The sequence below is a fragment of the Marinobacter sp. MIT932201 genome, assembly GCF_047123295.1.
In the GTDB taxonomy this organism is placed as follows: Bacteria; Pseudomonadota; Gammaproteobacteria; order Pseudomonadales; family Oleiphilaceae; genus Marinobacter; species Marinobacter salsuginis.
In genome coordinates this window covers 4,342,871-4,362,679 of the sequence record NZ_CP138917.1, presented here as the reverse complement: position 1 = coordinate 4,362,679, position 19,809 = coordinate 4,342,871, and the positions used below count along the sequence as shown (strand labels likewise).

The following is a 19,809-nucleotide window of genomic DNA, read 5'->3' as shown; positions in this document are numbered from 1 at the left end:
CATGTACTTCCCCAGGCTCTACCCGGACGAACTGCTTTACAGCGGTATTGCCCGGTGCCGGGTACATCTGGGGATAGGCAGCCACAAGACCTTGCTGCACATGCTTTTCGGTGACAGCAAGGTTGCCGCGATCACCGATCTGCCCACACACCTGACTGCGTTGGCGAACAACACGGGCTTGGATGCGGAAGGCATGATCCTGAATCACACGCTGTTCCCGCTCTATGCCCCTTTCATTCCGCCGGAGCGCCGTACCGATCTTTTTCAGGCCATGCTTGCTCCCGACCGGCCGACGATTGGTCTGTCTGGGGCCTCGACGGCCTTGGTCAAGTGGCCCGATTGGCTGCGTTACTGCCCGATCTGCTTTGAAGATATGGCTGCGCGCTACGGTGAACCCTACTGGCGGCGTAGCTGGCAGATTCAAGGGATAGATGCCTGTCCCGAGCATGGCTGTCAGCTCCTGAACTCACCTATCCCGTTCCGTCGAGCGCAGCGGCACGAGTTTCATACAGCCTCTCCACTGTTTCTGCCCCGTGATCTTCGCGTGAGTCCCGTGGGCGAAGAGGCTATCAGGCTCGCCAAGGCTGCTATGCAGCTGCTGGCGCTCGAAGAGGTGCAATCGCCTGGCTACGGACGCTGGACCAACCTGTACCGGTACCTGGCTACAGAGTGCGGCGCCAGGCGAGGCCGGCAGGTCAGGGCTGAAGTCATCTGGGAGAAGATCCTGGCATCCCATCAAAGGGATTGGCTTGCTGCGAACGGTCTGCTGACATCCGGAGAGCCTCCACCTTGGCTGTTGGCGATGTTCAGGAAGCATCGCAAGGGATTCAGTGCGCTGCAGCATCTGATCGTCTGGACCAGCCTGCGCCCTGGCCAGCATGCTGGCGAGCTGATCAGCGAGGCGAAGACTCGCCAGGTCGACCTTGCCTCCGAGCGGTCAGTGCAGCTGCTCCCTGCTGAGTTTGAGCAAAAGCAGCAGTACCGAGCCATTTGGCTGCAAGCACTGGCTAATCACGGTGGAGCCAAGGCAGCCAGGCAAGACGGAGCAGGGGCATGTTACGCCTGGCTCTATCGTCATGACCGACACTGGCTGATGGTTGCGAACCAGGTCAGGCAGCGCCGACAGGGCAACAACAGCCACATCGACTGGCGAGCGCGTGACATAAGGTTGGTGCGCCTGCTGATCCGGATTGGTAGAGGTAGCGAAGAAGACCTGGGCCTTCCGCGCAGGAGTCGCAACTGGTTCCTGCAGCAGCTACCCCATCGGGCATCAGTCGAGCACCGTCTCGATCAATTGCCTCTTTGCTGCACCTTCCTGGATCGCTATGCCGAGTCCGTCGGCGAGTATCAGATCCGTCGCCTGACTGCAGCGATGCTGAAGGATGTACAGACAGGCATAACGTCTAGGCGCTGGGAGCTGGAAAAGCGTTGTGGATTGGAAAAAAGCAGGGTGGCACCACTGACCACTGCGTTCATTCGATTGATAGGAAGATGGATTGAATAGGACAGTATTTCGTCAGATCCCGAACGGATCCAGGTTGCTGGCCGTTGGAAATTTTTTCAGGGCCAAGACTCCGGCGGCCCAGTGGCAGTTGGCGGCTCTCTTTGAGCGTAACGGTCAGCTGCAGCTGCAGCGGTTCGCACAGGAGATGTCGTGTGTCTTGGCCGTTGGTCGCGAGTTTCTTGGCGAAGAAGGGGCTCCTTATCGTCCCAGTGGTTTCAAGAAGACGGTGGTGCTTCCTGCAATAGATACCTGGCGGGAAAGGCAGTTGGGTGAGTGCCCACGTCTGGCCAGAAGGCTTGCTGCAAATCCTGAGATATCTGGACAGCGATGCTTTGTGTTCGAGGTCGATGGTCTGACCGTCTGGCTGCCGAAATTCGAGCTGGCACGAAAAATGTTCTTCCACGCAGCCTTCATCGTTCGTGCAGCCTTCGCACCGAATGGCTTGGACATGGCCTTCACGATCTACAGAGAGGGTGATGTTGTTCATATCCATACGCCCCCGAAGACGGGGGCCCCAAGTCAGCTTCTCAAAATCAAGGGATACAGAGACCATTTCAGTTGGCTGCTGCTGAATCAGGATGTGAGGCGATCCTTCGAGTCAATCTGGCAAAGCCTCAATCAAAGGCAAGAGCGGGTACTGCAAGAGTCGGCGTATGCCAGGTGGCAGTTCGACTTTCAGGCACCCACTTCCCTCGCGGGTACCACCATGGATGTGCGAGGCCCCTTTGATCCGGAAAGCAACGAATTGCTGGTCTGGGAGATCGAAAAGCTTCAGGGGCTCCGGTTTAGCCATCGCGGTGATATTTTTTTCCATCACCCTGCTCTCAAGTTACCCGTCAGGGGAGAGAACACAGGCTGTGTATCCGTGCCATCGGGAGCGAAAGAGTTGGAGGTGGATGCTGACGAAGAGCCGACTGCTGCCAAGGAGCAGAGGTTGATTCATCTGCCCGTTGAGGGAGTCACGTTTGATGCTCAGCTGCGCACCAAGATCGCCTACAACGGGGAGCGTGCCAACGGTCATGGCAAGAAGGTCGACGACGAGCAATGCCCGAGCAGAGAAAGCCAACTCTTCGGCGTGGCTGATCCTGTGAGCGAGGGCAGCATAGCGTCAGGAGAATTCCAACAATTGGGTGAGGGAGAGGGTGATGGGGACGAGCATGAACGGCTTGCAGATCGCTTCTCGCTGCTCCGAGAGATTCTTGAACAAATCACCCAAGAGTCTGGAGTTGCGCTGGTAGCACTGGAAGTGAGGCCTCTGCCGCCCGTTCCACGTTGCAGCTACCACATGATTGATCACGAAAAATCACGCTGCTATCTGCTGGCAAGGTTCAAGCTGCAAAACGGCGATCAACGCTACCTTCTAGAAATAGATACCTCAGACAACCGGAAGACCATGTCAACGCGGATCATGGGCTTCAAAGCAGGTGTTGAGGCAGGAAAATGCATAGACAGGATCTTGAGGGAGACAGTGAAAGGCTCGTTGCGTTGGCCAGGCACCATGGCGAAGTACTGTGAGCCTTTGCACTCTGTGCATCACCCGAAAGAAAGCTCACCTGGGGCCAACCATGCCCGGGTGTTCGACTGGAAGCAGCGGATACGCGCGGCCCTAGGCTGATTGCAGAATACACCGCAGTTCGGCTGCGATACATCTTGTCGCGCACTGCGTGCAGCCTCCCCGAAACTGCCCGGAGCCGTGCCAAGGCGATATAGGCCCCTTGGGAGTCGGCAAGACGCATCTGGCCATCGCACTGCGCTATCGGGCGGCGCAGTGCGGCATCAAGACCCGCTTCATCACTGCGGCCGACCTTGGTGCTGCAACTGGGCGCGGACCAGCGTAACCGTCCGGGCATCCCGGCTGGCTTGACCCCGCCAAGCTAAGAGATGGTGGCAGTTCGTGGATGCCGTTTCCCGGGTGCACGCGATCCGAGACCACGCGATCAAGCAGGAAAACGAGCACCTGGGCTTGCCTGACTGACCGCAGGCCGGCGACGACAAGGTGGAAAAGTTCGGCGTGTGGCTCTGGCGGCAACGATCCCGCGAAGGGCGGACGGTGCTTGAGCTGTTGAACGTAAGCGTGCGGGCAAACCGTCTTGCGCGACTATGCCGGATGCCACCTATGCGGCAGCAGCTCTGCAATCTCACTCGCCCGCTGCGTCGGCAACCGTGTCAGCACATCCTTGAGATAGGCATACGGATCGTGCCCATTATTACGGGCCGACTGGATCAAACTCATGATCGCAGCAGCGCACTTGAGCATGCGATCCCGCGCCGAGCATTTGAGAAGGCAACGGGATGAACGCTGGCTGGATAGCCGTGGTTTTCTGGGTATGCAGCCGAATCCATTTGTGGACGAGGTTGGCATTGAGGCTGTAGCCCAAGGCGATGTTTGCGATGGAGGCACCGGGTTCAGAACACTCCTGAATGACCTGGGCCTTGAAAGATTTGCTGTAGGTACGGCGCTGAGGGGGCATGGAAAATCCGCTTGATGGGCCATGGCCTTCGGCGGCGGTGTCGGGAAGGTGTGTTGGCCGGACGGATACTGTTGAACTACGCTGTCTGGGGCAACGGAAGTGTTTCGGCCCGACTCTGGAACGCGATCCGCAGCGACGACTGGGCAATTCCACGCATTGGTCTGAGCAGCCTCGGGGAAATTGTCGGCTGGGCGCGCCCAGACGAGTATCCACCAAGGAACATGCGGACGAGCAAGGGGCTGCGGGCGCTCGGTTACAACGTGAGGATCGGTGTTTGATCTGCGGCCGTGGGCGGCGCCCGCAAGGTCCCGATCAACCCACCGTCCCCTGCGCCGGACCGGCCCGCCCTGGCATACCGTCCTTGAAGATTTGAGTCACATCAATCGGCCAGCAGGTCGCTGGATGTTGACTCTTGACTTTCGGCATGTTAGGCGCAATATCTTGCAAAGTCTTGCAAGAATTTCCTCGAGCGAGGCCGCGTGACGACGGAACTTGTGGGGGTGGTATGACAGCGCGCCAGCAGGCGATCTTCACACTCGACGAGTTGGCTACCTACTTAAAGGTCGGCAAGCGGACGCTTTACCGGCTCGCCGCGCACGGGGAAATTCCGGCCTTCAAGCTCGGCGGGACGTGGCGGTTTCGTCAAAGTGAAATCGATCAATGGATCAATGATCAGATCCAAGCAGGCAGAAAGAAGGAGGTGATACGCACAGATGAGCAGCCGAAGTCAGCGGAACACTCCGTATCGTCTGGGCGCGCTGTCCGTCGCCGCAGGCAAACGGAGTGAGCGAGAGTCTTCAATTTTTCTTCTGGAGGTGTGACATGGACATTGATTTCAAGAAGTTGGCTCCCTGGAACTGGTTCAAGAAGGAGCAGGAAGAACAACAGAGCACTGCCTCGCTACCGGTGCAGCGCAATGACCTGCCGGTAGCGGGTGGGCCCGTCAGTCCCATCCTGCAATTGCATCGCGAGATCGATCGCCTCTTCGACGACGCGTTTCGAGGCTTCGGCTTTCCGGCGCTGGCCATGCCACGCTGGCCGTCGGACTGGCCGGGCCTGCTGAAGCCGGCGCTGGACATCCAGGAGACCGACAAGCAGTACAAGATCGCCCTGGAAGTACCCGGCGTCGAGGAAAAAGACATCCAGATCACGCTCGACAACGACGTGCTGCTGGTTCGCGGTGAAAAGCGTCAGGAGCAGGAAACGAAAGACGGCGGTTTCCACCGGGTGGAGCGCTCCTACGGCAGCTTTCAGCGCGCTCTGAACCTGCCGACCGATGCCAACCAGGACACGATCAAGGCCGCTTTCAAGAACGGCGTGCTCACGATCACGATGGAAAAGCGCGAGGCCAGCGCCCCCAAGCAGGGCCGCTCGATCCCGATCAACGGCTGACGCCGATCGGCTCGTTCTCTACAGAAAAACCAAGTGAATGGCGAGGCGCCGTGACCTTCGGCGCCTCGTCAAATCAGTCCTCTCAAGGAGCATGAGCATGGCCAGAAAACAATGCCAGGTCTGCGGCCAGCCCGCCACGGTGCGGGTGGAAGCCAATCTCAATGGTCGTCACAGCACCATGCTGTTGTGTGACGATCACTATCGCCAACTGGTGCGCCAGCAAAAGCGCACCGTCTCGCCGCTGGAAGCCTTGTTTGGCTCGCGCAGCGGCTTGTTCGAAGACTTCCTCGGCAGCGACTTCTTCCGCATCGGTGACGATTCGCCGTCCATGGCGGCCGATACCGACGAGGTGGTCGATGCCTCGTTCGGCGAACCCGCCCCGGCCGGTACGGGCACTGCGCGCCGTCGCGGCAGTGGGCTCGCCAGCCGTATCAGCGAACAGTCCGAGGCCCTATTGCAGGAGGCCGCCCGACACGCTGCAGAGTTCGGGCGCGCCGAAGTTGATACCGAACACCTGCTGCTGGCGCTATCCGACAGCGATGTGGTCAAGACCATCCTGGGGCAGTTCAAGATCAAGGTCGATGACCTCAAGCAACAGATCGAATCCGAAGCCAAGCGCGGCGAGAAGCCGTTCGAGGGCGAGATCGGCGTGTCGCCCCGGGTCAAGGACGCGCTCAGCCGTGCTTTCGTGGCCTCCAATGAACTCGGCCACTCTTATGTCGGGCCGGAGCATTTCCTGATCGGGCTCGCCGAGGAAGGCGAAGGTTTGGCGGCCAACCTGCTACGTCGTTACGGTCTCACGCCGCAAGCGCTGCGCCAGCAGGTAAGCAAGGTGGTCGGCAAAGGGGCCGAGGATGGCCGCGCCGAGACGCCGACCAACACGCCCGAGCTGGATAAATACTCGCGCGACCTCACCAAGATGGCGCGCGAGGGCAAGCTCGATCCGGTCATCGGCCGTGCGCAGGAGATCGAGACCACCATCGAGGTGCTGGCCCGGCGCAAGAAAAACAACCCGGTGTTGATCGGTGAGCCCGGCGTCGGCAAGACCGCCATCGTCGAAGGGCTGGCGCAGCGCATGGTCGCCGGTGAAGTGCCCGAGACGCTGCGCGACAAGCGTCTGGTCGAACTCAACATCAACGCCATGGTGGCCGGCGCCAAGTACCGCGGCGAGTTCGAGGAGCGCGTGCAGAAGGTGCTCAAGGAAGTGACCGAGCACCAGGGCGAGATGATTCTCTTCATCGATGAAGTGCACACCATCGTCGGTGCCGGCCAGGGTGGCGGCGAAGGCGGGCTGGACGTGGCCAACGTGTTCAAGCCGATGATGGCGCGCGGCGAGCTGAACCTGATCGGCGCCACCACGCTCAACGAGTATCAGAAGTACATCGAGAAGGACGCCGCGCTGGAGCGTCGTTTCCAGCCGGTGATGGTGCCCGAGCCGACGGTAGCGCAGACCATGATGATCCTGCGCGGCCTGCGCGACACCTTCGAGGCGCACCACAAGGTCAGCATCACCGAGGATGCGATCATCGCCGCCGCCGAGTTGTCGGACCGCTACATCACCGCGCGCTTTTTGCCTGACAAGGCCATCGACCTGCTTGACCAGGCGGCCGCACGCGTGAAGCTGTCAGCCACGGTCCGCCCGGTGGCGGTGCAAGAGCTGGAGTCCGAACTGCACCAGTTGCGGCGTGAGCAGGACTACATGGCCTCGCGCAAGCAGTACGACAAGGCCGCCGAGCTGGGCAAGCGCATCGAGGCAAAAGAGGCCGAACTCAAGAAGCTCATCGAAGATTGGGAGCGCGAGCGCGCCTCGGGCAGCGCCGAAGTCAAGGCCGAGCATGTCGCGCAGATCGTCTCGCGCCTGACCGGCATTCCGGTCAACGAGCTGACGGTGGAGGAACGCGAGAAGCTGTTGCATCTGGAGCAGCGGCTGCACGAGCGCCTGGTGGGCCAGGACGAAGCGGTGCGCGCGGTGGCCGATGCCGTGCGGTTGTCGCGCGCGGGGCTGCGCGAAGGCGGCAAGCCGGTGGCGACTTTTCTGTTCCTCGGGCCGACCGGCGTGGGCAAGACCGAGCTCGCCAAGGCGCTGGCCGAGTCCATCTATGGCGATGAAGGTGCGCTGCTGCGCATCGACATGTCCGAGTACGGGGAACGCCATACCGTGGCACGCCTGGTGGGCGCGCCTCCGGGTTATGTGGGCTATGACGAGGGCGGCCAGCTCACCGAGAAGGTGCGTCGCAAGCCCTATAGCGTGTTGCTGCTGGACGAGATCGAGAAGGCTCACCCCGACGTCTACAACATCCTGCTGCAGGTGTTCGACGACGGGCGGCTCACCGACGGCAAGGGCCGGGTGGTGGATTTCACCAACACCATCATCATCGCCACCTCGAACTTGGGCTCGGACATCATCCAGCGTCGGCTGAAGGCCCGTAGCGCCGCCGGCGAGGAATACGAGAAGACCAAGTCCGAGGTGATGGACGTGCTGCGCGGACACTTCCGCCCCGAGTTCATCAACCGCATCGACGAGATCATCGTCTTCCATGCGCTGGGCAAGGAGGAGATCCGCCATATCGTCGGCCTGCAGCTCGATCGTGTGGCCCGCAACGCCGCCAGCCAGGGCGTGACGCTGACCTTCGATCAGACCTTGATCGACCACTTCGCGGAGGAAGGCTACAAGCCCGAGTTCGGCGCGCGTGAGCTCAAGCGGCTGATCCGCAGCGAGCTGGAGACGGCACTGGCGCGCGAGATGCTGGGTGGCGGTATCGGCAAGGGCGATCACGCCAGCGCCCGCTGGGACGACAAGGCCGAACGGGTGGTCTTCGAGCGCCAGGAGCCACCCGCGAAGCCGGCTGAGCCTGAAAAGCCCGATGCCGCGAACGTGGCCGAGACGCCGCCTAGCGACGCGAGCAAGCCTGCGCGCAAGAAGAAGTCAGCGGACGGCGAATCTTGAGCGATGGGAGGCTGTCGTGTCCGACCCCAATGGGCTGACATGGGCAGCCACCCTCGTGTCGCTGGCGGTCGCTGTCCCCACAGCGGGGCACGCGGTCATCTACAAGCGTGACCCTCGATCGGCCACGCTGTGGGTACTGCTGATCGCCTTGTTGCCGCTGGGCGGTTCGCTGCTGTATGTGCTGTTCGGCATCAACCGTTACCAGCGGCGGGCGCGGCGGCTCTTCCCGGGGGCAGATCATCCTGCTGTTCGGCAGGATCTCTCGCCCACGATGCCCGAGGCTGTATCGCCGCCACTTGCCGGTCTGGCCCACCTGGTGGGACGCGCCACCGGCCAGTCGCTGACCGGCGGCAACCGCATCGAGCCGCTTGTCGATGGCGAGCAGGCCTACCCGGCCATGCTCGCCGCCATCGAATCGGCGCGGTACAGCGTCGCCTTGGCCTCGTACATCTTCGACAGCCAAGGCATCGGGGCGCAGTTCGTCGATGCGCTGCGCCGGGCTCATGAGCGCGGCGTGCAAGTGCGGGTGCTGATCGACGACGTGTATGCCCGCTGGACGCCCCGCAGCGCCTACCGCGCCTTGCAGCGCGCCGGCGTTCCGGTGGCGACGTTCAACCCGACATTGATTCCCGCGCGCCTGCATGCCGCGCATCTGCGCAATCACCGCAAGCTGCTGGTGATCGATGGCGAGACGGGTTTCACCGGCGGATTGAACATCTTCAGCACGTATTGGCGGCCCGGTGCGCCGGGCCAGGCCTGTCACGATTTGCACTTTCGTCTGCGCGGGCCGGTGGTAGAGCATCTGATGCGGAGCTTCACCGATGATTGGTGCGATACCACGGGCGAGCGGCTCAGCAAGGGTTTCTGGGGCGAACCGCCCGTAACGGCTGATGAGCCGGGAACCAGTTGGGCGCGCGGCATCGAGGCCGGTCCCGACGAGGCCCTGGACCGGATGCGCTGGACCTTCATGGGCGCTTTGAGCGCGGCGAAGCATTCGGTGCGCATCTGGACACCTTACTTCGTGCCCGATCAGCCGATGATCGCGGCGCTGAGTACGGCCGCGTTGCGCGGCGTGCGTATCGACGTGCTGACGCCCGCAAACGGCGACCATCCCACGGTGCAATGGGCGGCGCGCGCCCACTACTGGCAGGTGCTGGAGCACGGTGTGCGCATCTTCGAACGGCCTGGCCCGTTCGACCACAGCAAGCTGATGCTGGTAGACGGAGCGTGGTGCTGCCTGGGTTCGGCCAATTGGGACGCGCGCAGCCTGCGCCTCAACTTCGAGTTCAATGTGGAGGTGTACGACACCGCGTTGTCTACGCGGCTGTCATCCCTTTTTGATGCCGCCCGTGATGCGTCGGGCGAGATATCGGCGAAGGCGTTGCGCGCCCGCCCGCTGGCCATCCGCTTACGCGACGGGTTGGCCCGTCTGTTCACCCCCATTCTCTAGCGACACGACTTGCGAGGAACATTGCCCATGGAAAAGAAAGATCAATGGAACATTGGTTACTGGATCGTCGCCGCCCTGTTGCTGCTGACGCTGCAGAACTACTGGCAGGCGGCCAAGACCGTCGAGCCCGTACCCTACAGCGAATTCGAGAAAGCGTTGGCCGAGGGGCGCGTCGCCGATGTGCTGGTGGCGGACCGCACGGTGACCGGGCGCCTGAAATCGCCGGACAGCCGGGGCAAGACCACCATCGTGGCCACCCGCGTCGAACCCGACCTGGCCGAGCGGCTGTCCAAGTACGAGGTGCCCTATGCGCGGGTGGTGGAAAACACCTGGCTGCGTGATGTGCTCTCCTGGATTCTGCCGGCGGTGGCCTTCTTCGGCGTCTGGTTCTTCCTGTTCCGCCGCTTCGCCGAGAAGCAGGGCATGGGTGGCTTCCTGAGCATCGGCAAGAGCCGCGCCAAGGTATTCATGGAGAAGAACACCGGCGTGACCTTTGCCGATGTCGCTGGCGTCGATGAAGCCAAGGCGGAGTTGGTTGAGATCGTCGACTTCCTCAAGAATCCGCAGGAGTATGGACGGCTCGGGGCGCGCATTCCCAAGGGCGTGTTGCTGGTCGGCCCACCGGGCACCGGCAAGACATTGCTGGCCAAGGCTGTTGCCGGCGAGGCGGCGGTGCCCTTCTTCTCCATCTCAGGCTCGGAGTTTGTCGAGATGTTCGTCGGCGTGGGTGCGGCCCGTGTGCGCGACCTGTTCGAACAGGCGCGTGCGCAGGCACCGGCGATCATCTTCATCGATGAGCTGGATGCCCTGGGCCGTGCACGCGGTGTCGGAGGACCGAACGGTGGACACGACGAGCGTGAGCAGACGCTGAACCAGTTACTTACTGAAATGGACGGCTTCGACAGCTCGGTCGGACTGATCATCCTCGCAGCCACCAACCGGCCGGAGGTCCTGGATCAGGCCTTGCTGCGCGCCGGCCGCTTCGACCGTCAGATGCTGGTAGACCGCCCCGACAAGAAGGGGCGCCTGGATATCCTGAAGGTCCATGTCAAGAAGATCACCCTGGCCCACGGTGTAGATCTGGAACAGGTGGCGGCGTTGACCACCGGCTTTTCCGGCGCTGATCTGGCCAATCTCGTGAACGAAGCAGCGCTGAACGCGACGCGGCGCAGGGCGCAGGCTGTGGAACTGCAAGACTTCACCGCCGCCATCGAGCGCATCGTGGCCGGCCTGGAAAGGAAGAACCGTGTGCTCAATCCGAAGGAGCGGGAAACCGTGGCCTATCACGAGATGGGGCATGCGCTGGTGGCGCTGGCGCTGCCCGGCACCGATCCGGTACACAAGATTTCAATCGTGCCGCGTGGCATCGGTGCACTCGGCTACACCCTGCAGCGGCCCACCGAAGACCGATTTCTGATGACACGTGCTGACCTCGAGCACAAGATCGCCGTGCTCCTGGGAGGGCGCGCGGCTGAGAAGCTCGTGTTTGGCGAGCTGTCCACAGGGGCTTCAGACGATCTCGCGCGGGCCACCGACATTGCCCGCGACATGATTACGCGCTTCGGCATGGATGAGGGCTTGGGGTACGTTGCTTTTGAGGCGCAGAGGCCGCGTTTTCTTGATGCGCCTGAACTGGTACAGGGTGGCTGCCGGGTAGCCGAATCGACTCAGACACGCATCGACCAAGCCATCCGTGACATCGTGATGGGTGTGTTTGATCGTGCATACCGAATTCTCGAAATCAACCGAGAAGTGCTGGAGCGGTGCGCGCGCGAACTGCTCGCACGGGAAACGCTGGATGAATACAGCATCCGGCAACTGACGCAGGGGCTACAGCTCGAATCCCCATGTCACAGTGGTCCAACTGCCGGAGCCATTGCTTCCTCTGTGTCCCAGGGAGCCCCTCATGAGTGACAGCCTTCATATCGTCTGCCCACACTGCCAATCCATCAATCGCGTTCCAGCCAACAAACTGGCTGAGCAGCCCAATTGCGGGCGGTGCCAGTACCCGCTGTTCGCCGGAGAACCCATCGAGCTGACCACAGCGACGGTAGAGGACATCACCGATCTCAAGAGGGTCGAGCAGGCGCTGAACTCTATGCGCCTACAGCGAGAAGAGTTGGCCAGCCACGTTCCCGGTATGCTTTACCAATACCGTCTTCGTCCGGACGGCAGCTCGCACTTCCCTTATGCCAGCGCGAAGATGCGGGAAATATACGGGGTTGCACCGGAGGATGTTGTCGAAGATGCCACTCCTGCGTTCGCTGCGCTCCATCCTGAAGACCGCGACCGTGTGCATGAAACCATACAGGCGTCGGGGCAGTCACTCGCGCTTTGGCATGACGAGTACCGGGTGCAGTTTCCAGACGGTCGGGTGATCTGGGTCGAAGGCGAGGCGTCGCCTGAAGCCATGCCTGATGGGAGCATCCTCTGGCACGGTTATATCCATGATGTCACCTCACGCAGAAGATCCGCGGAAGAGCTTCGCCTTGCGGCTAAAGTTTTTGAGCACGCAGGAGAGGGCATCCTCGTTACGGACGCTCAAGGCCACATAGTCAACGTCAATCGGGCGTTTTCCGTGATCACTGGTTATGCGCGGGAGGAAGTAATGGGTCAGACACCTCGTCTGCTCGAGTCCGATCGCTATGACGATGAGTTCTATCAGACCGTTTGGCAGGCTCTGCGTGAGCACGACTATTGGCACGGAGAGCTCTGGTGCCGACGCAAGAACGGCAGTCAGTTTGCCGCGCTGCTGACGATCAGTGCAGTCCCGGATATGCAGGGCAATATCGAGCATTACGTAGCCATGTTCTCCGACATCACGGCGCTGAAGGAGAACCAGCAACAGCTTGAACGCGTTGCTCATTACGACCTGCTCACCGGCTTGCCCAATCGACTATTGCTTGGAGACCGCCTTAAGCAGGCCATTCGTCAGACACGTCGGCGTGGCATGCACCTGGCGGTTGTCTTCATCGATCTGGATGGATTCAAGGAGGTCAACGACCAGCACGGCCACGCAGTCGGCGACAAATTGCTGTCCGTCCTGTCCAGGCGTATGACGCAGGTGTTGCGCGAAGACGATACCTTGGCCCGTCTTGGAGGTGATGAGTTTGTCGCCGTTCTGGTCGATCTGCCGGAAAACTCCTTCAGCCTACCAATTCTTGATCGCCTGATCGAGGTAGCGGCACAGCCCGTACCGATTGGTGACGCACTGTGCGAAGTGAGCGCGAGTATCGGTGTGAGCTACTACCCGCAAGGCGAAGACATCGACGCCGACCAACTACTGCGGCAGGCAGATCAGGCCATGTATTTCGCCAAGCAAGCTGGCAAGAATCGATATCACGTTTTCGATACGGAGAAGGATCGTACGCTGCGCACCCGTCACGAAGGATTGGACAGCATAGAGAATGCACTTGCCAATGGGCAGTTTCTGCTTTACTTCCAACCTAAGGTCAACATGCGCACCGGTGAGGTGCTGGGCGCCGAAGCCTTGATCCGCTGGCAACATCCGACGCGTGGCTTGTTATCTCCTGCCTCCTTCCTACCCCTCATTGAGAATCATCCGCTCGGGATTGACGTGGGGAAATGGACCATCGAGGCTGCGCTGACCCAGATCGAAGTTTGGCGCAAGGCCGGCCTTCATGTCCCGATCAGCGTGAATATCGGTGCGCGGCACTTGCTGCAACCGGACTTCATCATGCATCTACGGGGTATGTTGTCACGACATCCCGGTGTCCAGCCGCAAGACCTTGAACTGGAAATCCTCGAAACCAGCGCCGTGGAGGACTTCGTTCAAGTGTCTCAGTTGATGGCGCTGTGCGAGAGGATGGGATTGCGTTTTGCCCTCGACGATTTCGGCAGCGGCTATTCATCGCTGACCTATCTGAAGCGCCTGCCCGCGTACCTGCTCAAGATCGACCAAGGTTTTATACGCGACATGCTCGAGGATCCGGACGATATCGCCATCCTGGATGCGCTACTGGCACTGGCAAGGTCGTTTGGCAGGAACTGCATCGCGGAGGGAGTCGAATCCATTCAGCATGGTGAAATGCTGCTGCGTCTGGGATGCGAGTGGGGCCAGGGTTATGCCATCGGGCATCCGATGCCGGCGCATGAATTCGAGCAATGGCTACACACCTGGCAGGTACCTTTATCCTGGAAGGGATTCAAACCTGACAGTCGCTCCGCGCTGCCCGTGCCGTTCACATACGCTGACCACCGGGTCTGGATTTCCCAGATGATCGACTATCTGTCAGGTAAGACCCAAGTGCCTCCTCAATCCGAAACACTCCAATACTGGCGGGATCAAAGTGGTCGCCCTACGTTCTTCGGCAAGGATCCTGATGATCAGGTCGATGTCCTGCATCAGAGCATCCAGCAGTTGGCTCACACCCTGAGTGAAATGAAAAAAGCCGGCCGTGTCGAGGCATTGAGGGCTGGCATCGACAAGTTGCAACATTTGCAGGCAGATCTGCTGGGATTGCTGCCGCCGGACCAGAAGCCGGATTGATGCCGTGCATGGGACGAAGGGTTGACGTGCAGGAGGCTGATCCACCCAACGGCGGCGCCACGGGCGCGCAGGGCATTATGCGCTGGGTGGCTTCGCAATTGCCCCGGTGATGCAGGTGTAATCGAGTCGTCTTATCGGACACCCCGTTCCATTAACGTTTCATTGAAAGAGAGAGCACAGCGCTTATGCATAAAGAATCTGGCCACACGACCCTTGACGAGATGCGCTCCCAGTGGCGATTGATGACGGTTTACGAGCGCTTCGAGCAGGTCGTTGCCATCACGCTTTCGGGCCTTATCGCGGTGGTCATTGTGATCTCGCTGATTCAGTTGATTCGGCTGGTGTTCACGCTGCTCGTCATGGATGCGCTGAATCCACTGGATCATAAGGTTTTCCAGCTGGTGTTCGGGGCCACCATGACGCTGCTGATCGCGATGGAATTCAAGCATTCGATCGTCAAAGTGGCTTTGCGCAAGGAAAGCATCATCCAGGTCAAGACCGTCATTCTGATCGCGATCCTGGCACTGGCCCGCAAGTTGATCATCCTCGAACCCGACGTTGATCCTGCCAAAGTGGCCGTGCTGGCGGGGACGGTACTGGCGTTGGGGCTGACCTATTGGCTCATGCGTGAACGCGACGACCGGAAGAGCGAGTAACTGGACCATGGCCCTTACTGGTTTAGCCGCCCGACACGATGCCAGGACGAGGCACCGCTGGCTCAATCGCTTTCAAACCGCGCTGCTGGTTTTGACCCTGGTGGGGATCGCAGCTGCCGCTGGCAGTCTGCTGTTCGGCGAGATGGGCCTTTGGCTGGCACTGGCAACTTGTGCATTGACCCTGCTGATTGAACCTGTCGCCGCCTCCGCGATGACCTTGCGTCTGTATGGCGCCCGTCCCTTGCGCCCTGATGAAGCCCCCGCAATCTGGTCGTTGCTGCGAGCGCTCGCAGCTCGCGCAGGATTGCCGAACACGCCGGTTCCGTACTATGTGCCCAGCGACATCGTCAATGCCTTTGCCACCGGCTCCAGGCGCCTTGCCTCCATTGCCCTCACCGATGGCCTGCTCCGCAGCCTGAGTATGCGCGAACTGCAAGCCGTGCTGGCGCATGAAGTCGCGCACATCGCTCAAGAAGATCTTCGTGTCATGGGCTTGGCCGATTCGATCAGCCGGCTCACGAACCTGCTGGCGTTGTTGGGTCAGGTCGCGCTCCTGATCAGCATTCCAGCCTTGCTGGTCGGTGCAGCAGAAATTAACTGGATTGGCTTACTGTTGTTGGCCGCTTCGCCGCAACTGGCACTGCTCGCACAGTTGGGTCTGTCACGTGTGCGAGAGTTCGATGCCGACCGGATGGCCGTAGAGCTGACGGGGGATCCGCACGGGCTCGCCTCGGCGCTGGCGAAGATCGAGCGGGTGAGCCGCTCGTGGCGCGCCTGGATGTTGCCCGGTTGGGGCAATCCCGAACCGTCCTGGTTGCGCACGCATCCGGCGACAGAGGATCGTATCGCGCGCCTGATGGCGTTGGCACCCCAGCCATCGCAGACCCTGCCGTTCCAAACGGAATATCTCGCGCCAAGGTCGTTCGACCCGATGCGCCCACCACGCCGGGGCCTGAGCGGCCTTTGGCGCTAAATCACTCGAAAGGAACCCCCGTCATGGCTTACCACGATCCTTACCCACAACGCCCAGCTCCGGATCAATTCGTCCGGCGGTGGCTCTTCATCACCGCTTGCGTTGCCGCACTCATGCTGTTCTGGCAGTTCCTGCCCGCCATCGAGGCCTGGTTCAGCCCGCGCCAAGCCGCTGAGCGCACCGTCACGCCGCGTGGCGATCTGGCCGCTGACGAACAGGCCACCATCGAACTGTTCGAGAAATCCCGGGCATCGGTGGTCTACATCACGACGTCCCAACTGGTACGAGATGTCTGGACGCGCAACGTCTTTTCCGTGCCGCGCGGGACGGGTTCGGGTTTCATCTGGGATGACGCCGGTCATGTCGTTACCAACTTTCATGTGATTCAGGGGGCGTCGGAGGCCACTGTCAAACTGGCCGACGGCCGAGATTACCAAGCCGCGCTGGTCGGCGTGAGTCCGGCCCACGATATCGCGGTGCTCAAAATCGGCGTCGGTTTCCAGCGCCCGCCCGCCGTTCCGGTCGGCACCAGCGCAGACCTCAAGGTGGGACAAAAGGTGTTCGCCATCGGCAACCCCTTCGGCCTGGACTGGACGCTCACCACCGGCATCGTCTCCGCGCTCGACCGCTCGTTACCCGGAGAAGCGGGCGGCCCGGCCATCGATCACCTGATCCAGACCGATGCCGCCATCAACCCCGGCAATTCCGGTGGCCCGCTGCTCGATTCGGCTGGGCGGCTGATCGGCATCAATACCGCCATCTACAGTCCGTCTGGCGCCTCGGCCGGCATCGGCTTTGCGGTGCCGGTCGATACCGTCATGCGCGTGGTGCCGCAACTCATAAAGACCGGCAAGTACATCCGTCCGGCGCTGGGCATCGAGGTGGATGAGCAGCTCAACGCGCGTCTGCAGGCGCTGACCGGCAGTAAGGGCGTATTCGTATTGCGCGTGACGCCGGGCTCGGCGGCGCACAGGGCCGGGCTCGTCGGCGTCGAGGTCACCGCAGGCGGCATCGTGCCCGGCGATCGCGTTATCAGCATCGACGGTATCGCCGTCGACGACGTCACCACATTACAGGCCCGGCTAGACGACAAGAACGTTGGAGATGTTGTGGTCTTGTTAGTGGAGCGGGCCGGCAAGACTCGCGAGATGCTTGTGGAACTACAACCGGGAGTTTGATGGAAAGTGGGTCATGGATCTGCACAGCGAAGCAGCCAAGCGACTTCAGCCTTGCGCCGAACTACGAGCCCTAGCTAGTGCAGTGGGGGGAAGGCTGTTTAGGTTAAATGGATATAAGGGTGTCATTTTTGATTGTGTTTTTAAAAGAAGGTGTTGATTTTTTTGGGTAAGCATTTAGGGCGTCCAAGGGTTGGAGCAGTTGGCACGGATGAGAGAGCTCAATGCTCGCTAGGGATTGGATCTATGTGTTTTTTCTGACTGACTGCTTACGTGTTGGAACGGGCAACATCGGAAAAGGATGAATCTTTATTTTCACCATTTACCGTATTTTTCGAGCCTGGGCGAAAATTAGGATGATACTTTAGCGCCCTTAATCATTCTCCCATGAAAGGCAAAACGATCCAGTCTCGGGTGTAAGTGCTCACAACATACTGATATAAAAGGGATTTTTTATGAATAGGAGAGCGCGCGACGTTTCTCTCTGTTTTTAGGGTTAGGATGAAACTTTATTTGCATCCCACAGGGCTTTTCAGTCAGAGCCGCAGAACCTCAGAAGCGATAGGAAACAGACGCCTCTACCGTTCGTTCCTCGCCAAACCAGCAGTTGGAACTGTCGAAACAGCTGTAATAGCGCTCATCGGTAAGGTTGTTGACTGACAGGCCCAGTTCGGTACCTCGCAACGTGTGGGAGACTCGGCCCAGGCTATAACGCAGGGCGATATCCACCAGTGTTGTATCTGGTACTTTCCCCTCATTGGTGGCGGCGTCGTATTCAGCTTCGCCGATGTACCGGGCACCAATGCCTGCAACCAGGCCGTTCAAAGGTCCGTCATAAAAGCCATAATCGGCCCACACAGACAGCAGGTGCTCGGGTACCCAGACCGGCGTTTGACCTTTCAGTCCGGTATTGTCCTTGGTGACCTCAACATCCTGCAGCGTGTAGCTGGCGGTCACCAACAGGCTGTCGATGGGCTGTGCCCGGGCTTCAAGTTCGATGCCCTGGGAACGTACTTCCCCGGCCTGGATCTGATCATAAGGGCCACCGTTGGGGTCGCGAGTCGGCACGTTGTCCTTGGTAATCTGGTAAAACGCAAGGTTGGCTGATGTTTGCTGATCCTGGGACTGGTATTTCAAACCCAGTTCCCACTGGTCGCCTGTCGACGGATCAAACTCATTGCCATTGCGGTCACTGCCGGTTTGTGGCTCAAAGCTTTCGGCATAATTGATGTAAGGTGAGAGGCCGTTGGCACCCCGATACATCACGCCCGCGCGAGTGGAAACGTTGTCCTGGTCAAGCTTCCTGTCGACCGTGCCACCGTATTGTCTGCCTTTTTCCTCACCGGTGAAATCATCCCAGCGGACGCCGCCAATGATTACGAACCGGTTCAGTTCGATCTGGTCCTGGAAATAGATGCCAAGCTGCTTCTTGCGAATATTGAAGTCAGAAGACAGTGCGGTGTTCTCTATATTTATGTTGTCTTGAGTGATCTGGTAGTAGTCCGGATCACACAGATCGATGGCGGGGGCTGCGGTATCCTCGTAGATTACGTCTGAGTCGAGACTGAGGTAATCCAGGCCCACCAGTATATTGTGCCGGGCCGATCCGGTCTGAAAGCGTCCCGAAAACTGGTTGTCCACGGTGAAGCCGGTGGTCGTTTCATCTGTAAGATAGGCCTGTCGGGAGAGAGTCCTGCCATCCGCGGCCAGACCCGTTCCGTAGGTGTTGGTCTGAAACGCTTCCGCGTCGGTGTACCGGAAGTTTTGCAGGAAATTCCAGTTGTCGTTGATGTTGTGGTTGACCTTGTAGCCGGCCAGCAACACCTCTTTTTCAAACTCGTTCCAGTTGGCGTCGCCGGAGAAGGCATCCTGCGGCAGTTCGCCATTGGGGTTGGGCAGGAACAGACCGGAAGCGGGCAGGGTGGTATAAATCCCCATGGCCGGATCGTTCTGGTAGTAAAGGTTGAAGTTGATGAGTGTGTCCTCGCTCACCTGCCAATCCACGGACGGCGCGATCATGTGGCGCTCCTCCTCGGAGGTTTCGGCCTGACCATCCCGGGTACGGGTCAGACCCACCAGGCTGTAGGACAGGCTGGAATCGCCCAGTTGACCCCGGCTCTCAACGGAGGCTTCCGCCAGATTGCGGGAACCACCCGCCACCTCAATCTTGTTAAAGCTCTCGGTGGAGGGCTGTTTGCCGATCAGATTCACCATCCCGCCCGGCGGCATGGACCCGTATAGCGTCGAGGTAGGGCCCCGGAAGACCTCAACTTGCTCCACGGCTTTCAGGTCAATCTGAGGCTGGAGATTCCAGTCGTTGTAGAGCAGTTGCAGGCCGTCATAATAATTCTGGTAGTTGATAAAACCGCGGATGCTGAACAGATCCAATCGGCCCACAGCTCCGCCTCGCAACTCGGTGTTCACACCCGGCGCATAACGAAGCGCTGAGGCAACCGAGTCCGCATCGCGCATTTCCAGGGCCTGTTGGTCCAGAACGGAGATGCTTTGCGGGGTTTCGCCTGGTTCCAGTGCCGTCTTGGTGGCGGTGTTTCGGTAGGTCTCGCCGTACACCGTCATGGTGTCCAGTTCCAAGGGTTCATTTGAGTCCGCGGCAGCCATCTGGCTGACAGCCAGGCCAATGGCAACAGCCAGTGTGGAGGGTTTGATAACGTGCGAATGCATAATGGGTCCTGTTAAACCTCGAATAATTAATTGCGAATCATTCCCATTA

General features: G+C 60.1%; 14 protein-coding genes and 2 pseudogenes. 13 read left to right on the top strand and 3 right to left on the bottom strand.

Annotation, left to right across the window (positions count from 1 at the left end; genetic code table 11):
- Window position 1 precedes the first annotated feature (1 nt).
- The 3 genes and pseudogenes from SIC15_RS19950 to SIC15_RS19940 form a co-directional block, all read left to right on the top strand.
- Complete coding sequence (locus SIC15_RS19950; RefSeq protein ID WP_000273849.1) at window positions 2–1,504, top strand: TnsD family Tn7-like transposition protein; 1,503 nt, start codon at window positions 2–4, stop codon at window positions 1,502–1,504.
- On the top strand, window positions 1,497–3,119 hold the full coding sequence (locus SIC15_RS19945) for a Tn7-like element transposition protein TnsE (RefSeq protein WP_016782884.1): 1,623 nt from the start codon (window positions 1,497–1,499) through the stop codon (window positions 3,117–3,119). The genes SIC15_RS19950 and SIC15_RS19945 overlap by 8 nt, the downstream gene beginning before the upstream one ends.
- Before the next feature lie 91 nt (window positions 3,120–3,210).
- A pseudogene (locus tag SIC15_RS19940) lies at window positions 3,211–3,312 on the top strand (ATP-binding protein); the annotation flags it as partial.
- A gap of 290 nt (window positions 3,313–3,602) precedes the next feature.
- Here SIC15_RS19940 and SIC15_RS19935 read toward each other — a convergent pair.
- A pseudogene (locus tag SIC15_RS19935) lies at window positions 3,603–3,755 on the bottom strand (transposase domain-containing protein); the annotation flags it as partial.
- Window positions 3,712–3,975, bottom strand: a complete 264-nt coding sequence (locus SIC15_RS19930; RefSeq protein ID WP_001446199.1) for a transposase — start codon at window positions 3,973–3,975, stop codon at window positions 3,712–3,714. The gene SIC15_RS19930 and the pseudogene SIC15_RS19935, both read right to left, overlap by 44 nt.
- Window positions 3,976–3,989: 14 nt before the next feature.
- Here SIC15_RS19930 and SIC15_RS19925 point away from each other — a divergent pair, with 14 nt between their 5' ends.
- The 10 genes from SIC15_RS19925 to SIC15_RS19880 all read left to right on the top strand — a co-directional run bounded on the left by SIC15_RS19925 (window position 3,990) and on the right by SIC15_RS19880 (window position 17,081).
- Entirely contained in the window at window positions 3,990–4,253 is a 264-nt protein-coding gene (locus tag SIC15_RS19925) for a hypothetical protein (protein ID WP_412536776.1), read from the top strand.
- 227 nt (window positions 4,254–4,480) lie between these two features.
- A complete protein-coding gene (locus SIC15_RS19920; RefSeq protein ID WP_033872270.1) occupies window positions 4,481–4,762 on the top strand; it encodes a helix-turn-helix transcriptional regulator in 282 nt (93 codons plus the stop codon).
- A gap of 35 nt (window positions 4,763–4,797) precedes the next feature.
- Window positions 4,798–5,367, top strand: a complete 570-nt coding sequence (locus tag SIC15_RS19915; protein WP_155684583.1) for an Hsp20/alpha crystallin family protein — start codon at window positions 4,798–4,800, stop codon at window positions 5,365–5,367.
- 97 nt (window positions 5,368–5,464) lie between these two features.
- Window positions 5,465–8,314 carry a heat shock survival AAA family ATPase ClpK gene (clpK, locus tag SIC15_RS19910; protein WP_412536775.1) on the top strand — a complete coding sequence of 950 codons (2,850 nt, stop codon included), beginning with the start codon at window positions 5,465–5,467 and terminating at the stop codon, window positions 8,312–8,314.
- A 16-nt stretch (window positions 8,315–8,330) separates the two neighbouring features.
- Complete coding sequence (gene cls / locus SIC15_RS19905) at window positions 8,331–9,764, top strand: cardiolipin synthase (protein ID WP_078468261.1); 1,434 nt, start codon at window positions 8,331–8,333, stop codon at window positions 9,762–9,764.
- 27 nt (window positions 9,765–9,791) lie between these two features.
- The gene (ftsH, locus tag SIC15_RS19900; protein WP_412536774.1) at window positions 9,792–11,678 is read left to right on the top strand and encodes an ATP-dependent zinc metalloprotease FtsH; all 1,887 of its coding nucleotides are present in this window, start codon (window positions 9,792–9,794) and stop codon (window positions 11,676–11,678) included.
- Window positions 11,671–14,274 carry an EAL domain-containing protein gene (locus SIC15_RS19895; RefSeq protein ID WP_412536773.1) on the top strand — a complete coding sequence of 868 codons (2,604 nt, stop codon included), beginning with the start codon at window positions 11,671–11,673 and terminating at the stop codon, window positions 14,272–14,274. The genes ftsH and SIC15_RS19895 overlap by 8 nt, the downstream gene beginning before the upstream one ends.
- 185 nt (window positions 14,275–14,459) lie before the next feature.
- The gene (locus SIC15_RS19890; protein WP_412536772.1) at window positions 14,460–14,930 is read left to right on the top strand and encodes a phosphate-starvation-inducible PsiE family protein; all 471 of its coding nucleotides are present in this window, start codon (window positions 14,460–14,462) and stop codon (window positions 14,928–14,930) included.
- A gap of 7 nt (window positions 14,931–14,937) precedes the next feature.
- The gene (locus tag SIC15_RS19885) at window positions 14,938–15,903 is read left to right on the top strand and encodes a zinc metalloprotease HtpX (protein WP_412536771.1); all 966 of its coding nucleotides are present in this window, start codon (window positions 14,938–14,940) and stop codon (window positions 15,901–15,903) included.
- A gap of 23 nt (window positions 15,904–15,926) precedes the next feature.
- Window positions 15,927–17,081 carry a S1C family serine protease gene (locus SIC15_RS19880; RefSeq protein WP_412536770.1) on the top strand — a complete coding sequence of 385 codons (1,155 nt, stop codon included), beginning with the start codon at window positions 15,927–15,929 and terminating at the stop codon, window positions 17,079–17,081.
- 549 nt (window positions 17,082–17,630) lie between these two features.
- On the opposite strand, the gene SIC15_RS19875 is transcribed toward SIC15_RS19880, so the two are convergent.
- Window positions 17,631–19,760, bottom strand: a complete 2,130-nt coding sequence (locus tag SIC15_RS19875) for a TonB-dependent siderophore receptor (RefSeq protein WP_412536769.1) — start codon at window positions 19,758–19,760, stop codon at window positions 17,631–17,633.
- Window positions 19,761–19,809: the final 49 nt, after the last annotated feature.

Excerpts from the sequence above, each read along its gene's own strand:
- SIC15_RS19880 (WP_412536770.1), top strand. The coding sequence starts at position 15,927 with ATGGCTTACCACGATCCTTACCCACAACGCCCAGCTCCGGATCAATTC.
- SIC15_RS19890 (WP_412536772.1), top strand. The coding sequence starts at position 14,460 with ATGCATAAAGAATCTGGCCACACGACCCTTGACGAGATGCGCTCCCAG.
- SIC15_RS19925 (WP_412536776.1), top strand. The coding sequence starts at position 3,990 with ATGGGCCATGGCCTTCGGCGGCGGTGTCGGGAAGGTGTGTTGGCCGGA.
- SIC15_RS19930 (WP_001446199.1), bottom strand. The coding sequence starts at position 3,975 with ATGCCCCCTCAGCGCCGTACCTACAGCAAATCTTTCAAGGCCCAGGTC.
- SIC15_RS19895 (WP_412536773.1), top strand. The coding sequence starts at position 11,671 with ATGAGTGACAGCCTTCATATCGTCTGCCCACACTGCCAATCCATCAAT.
- clpK (WP_412536775.1), top strand. The coding sequence starts at position 5,465 with ATGGCCAGAAAACAATGCCAGGTCTGCGGCCAGCCCGCCACGGTGCGG.
- SIC15_RS19920 (WP_033872270.1), top strand. The coding sequence starts at position 4,481 with ATGACAGCGCGCCAGCAGGCGATCTTCACACTCGACGAGTTGGCTACC.
- ftsH (WP_412536774.1), top strand. The coding sequence starts at position 9,792 with ATGGAAAAGAAAGATCAATGGAACATTGGTTACTGGATCGTCGCCGCC.
- SIC15_RS19915 (WP_155684583.1), top strand. The coding sequence starts at position 4,798 with ATGGACATTGATTTCAAGAAGTTGGCTCCCTGGAACTGGTTCAAGAAG.
- SIC15_RS19875 (WP_412536769.1), bottom strand. The coding sequence starts at position 19,760 with ATGCATTCGCACGTTATCAAACCCTCCACACTGGCTGTTGCCATTGGC.
- SIC15_RS19950 (WP_000273849.1), top strand. The coding sequence starts at position 2 with ATGTACTTCCCCAGGCTCTACCCGGACGAACTGCTTTACAGCGGTATT.
- SIC15_RS19885 (WP_412536771.1), top strand. The coding sequence starts at position 14,938 with ATGGCCCTTACTGGTTTAGCCGCCCGACACGATGCCAGGACGAGGCAC.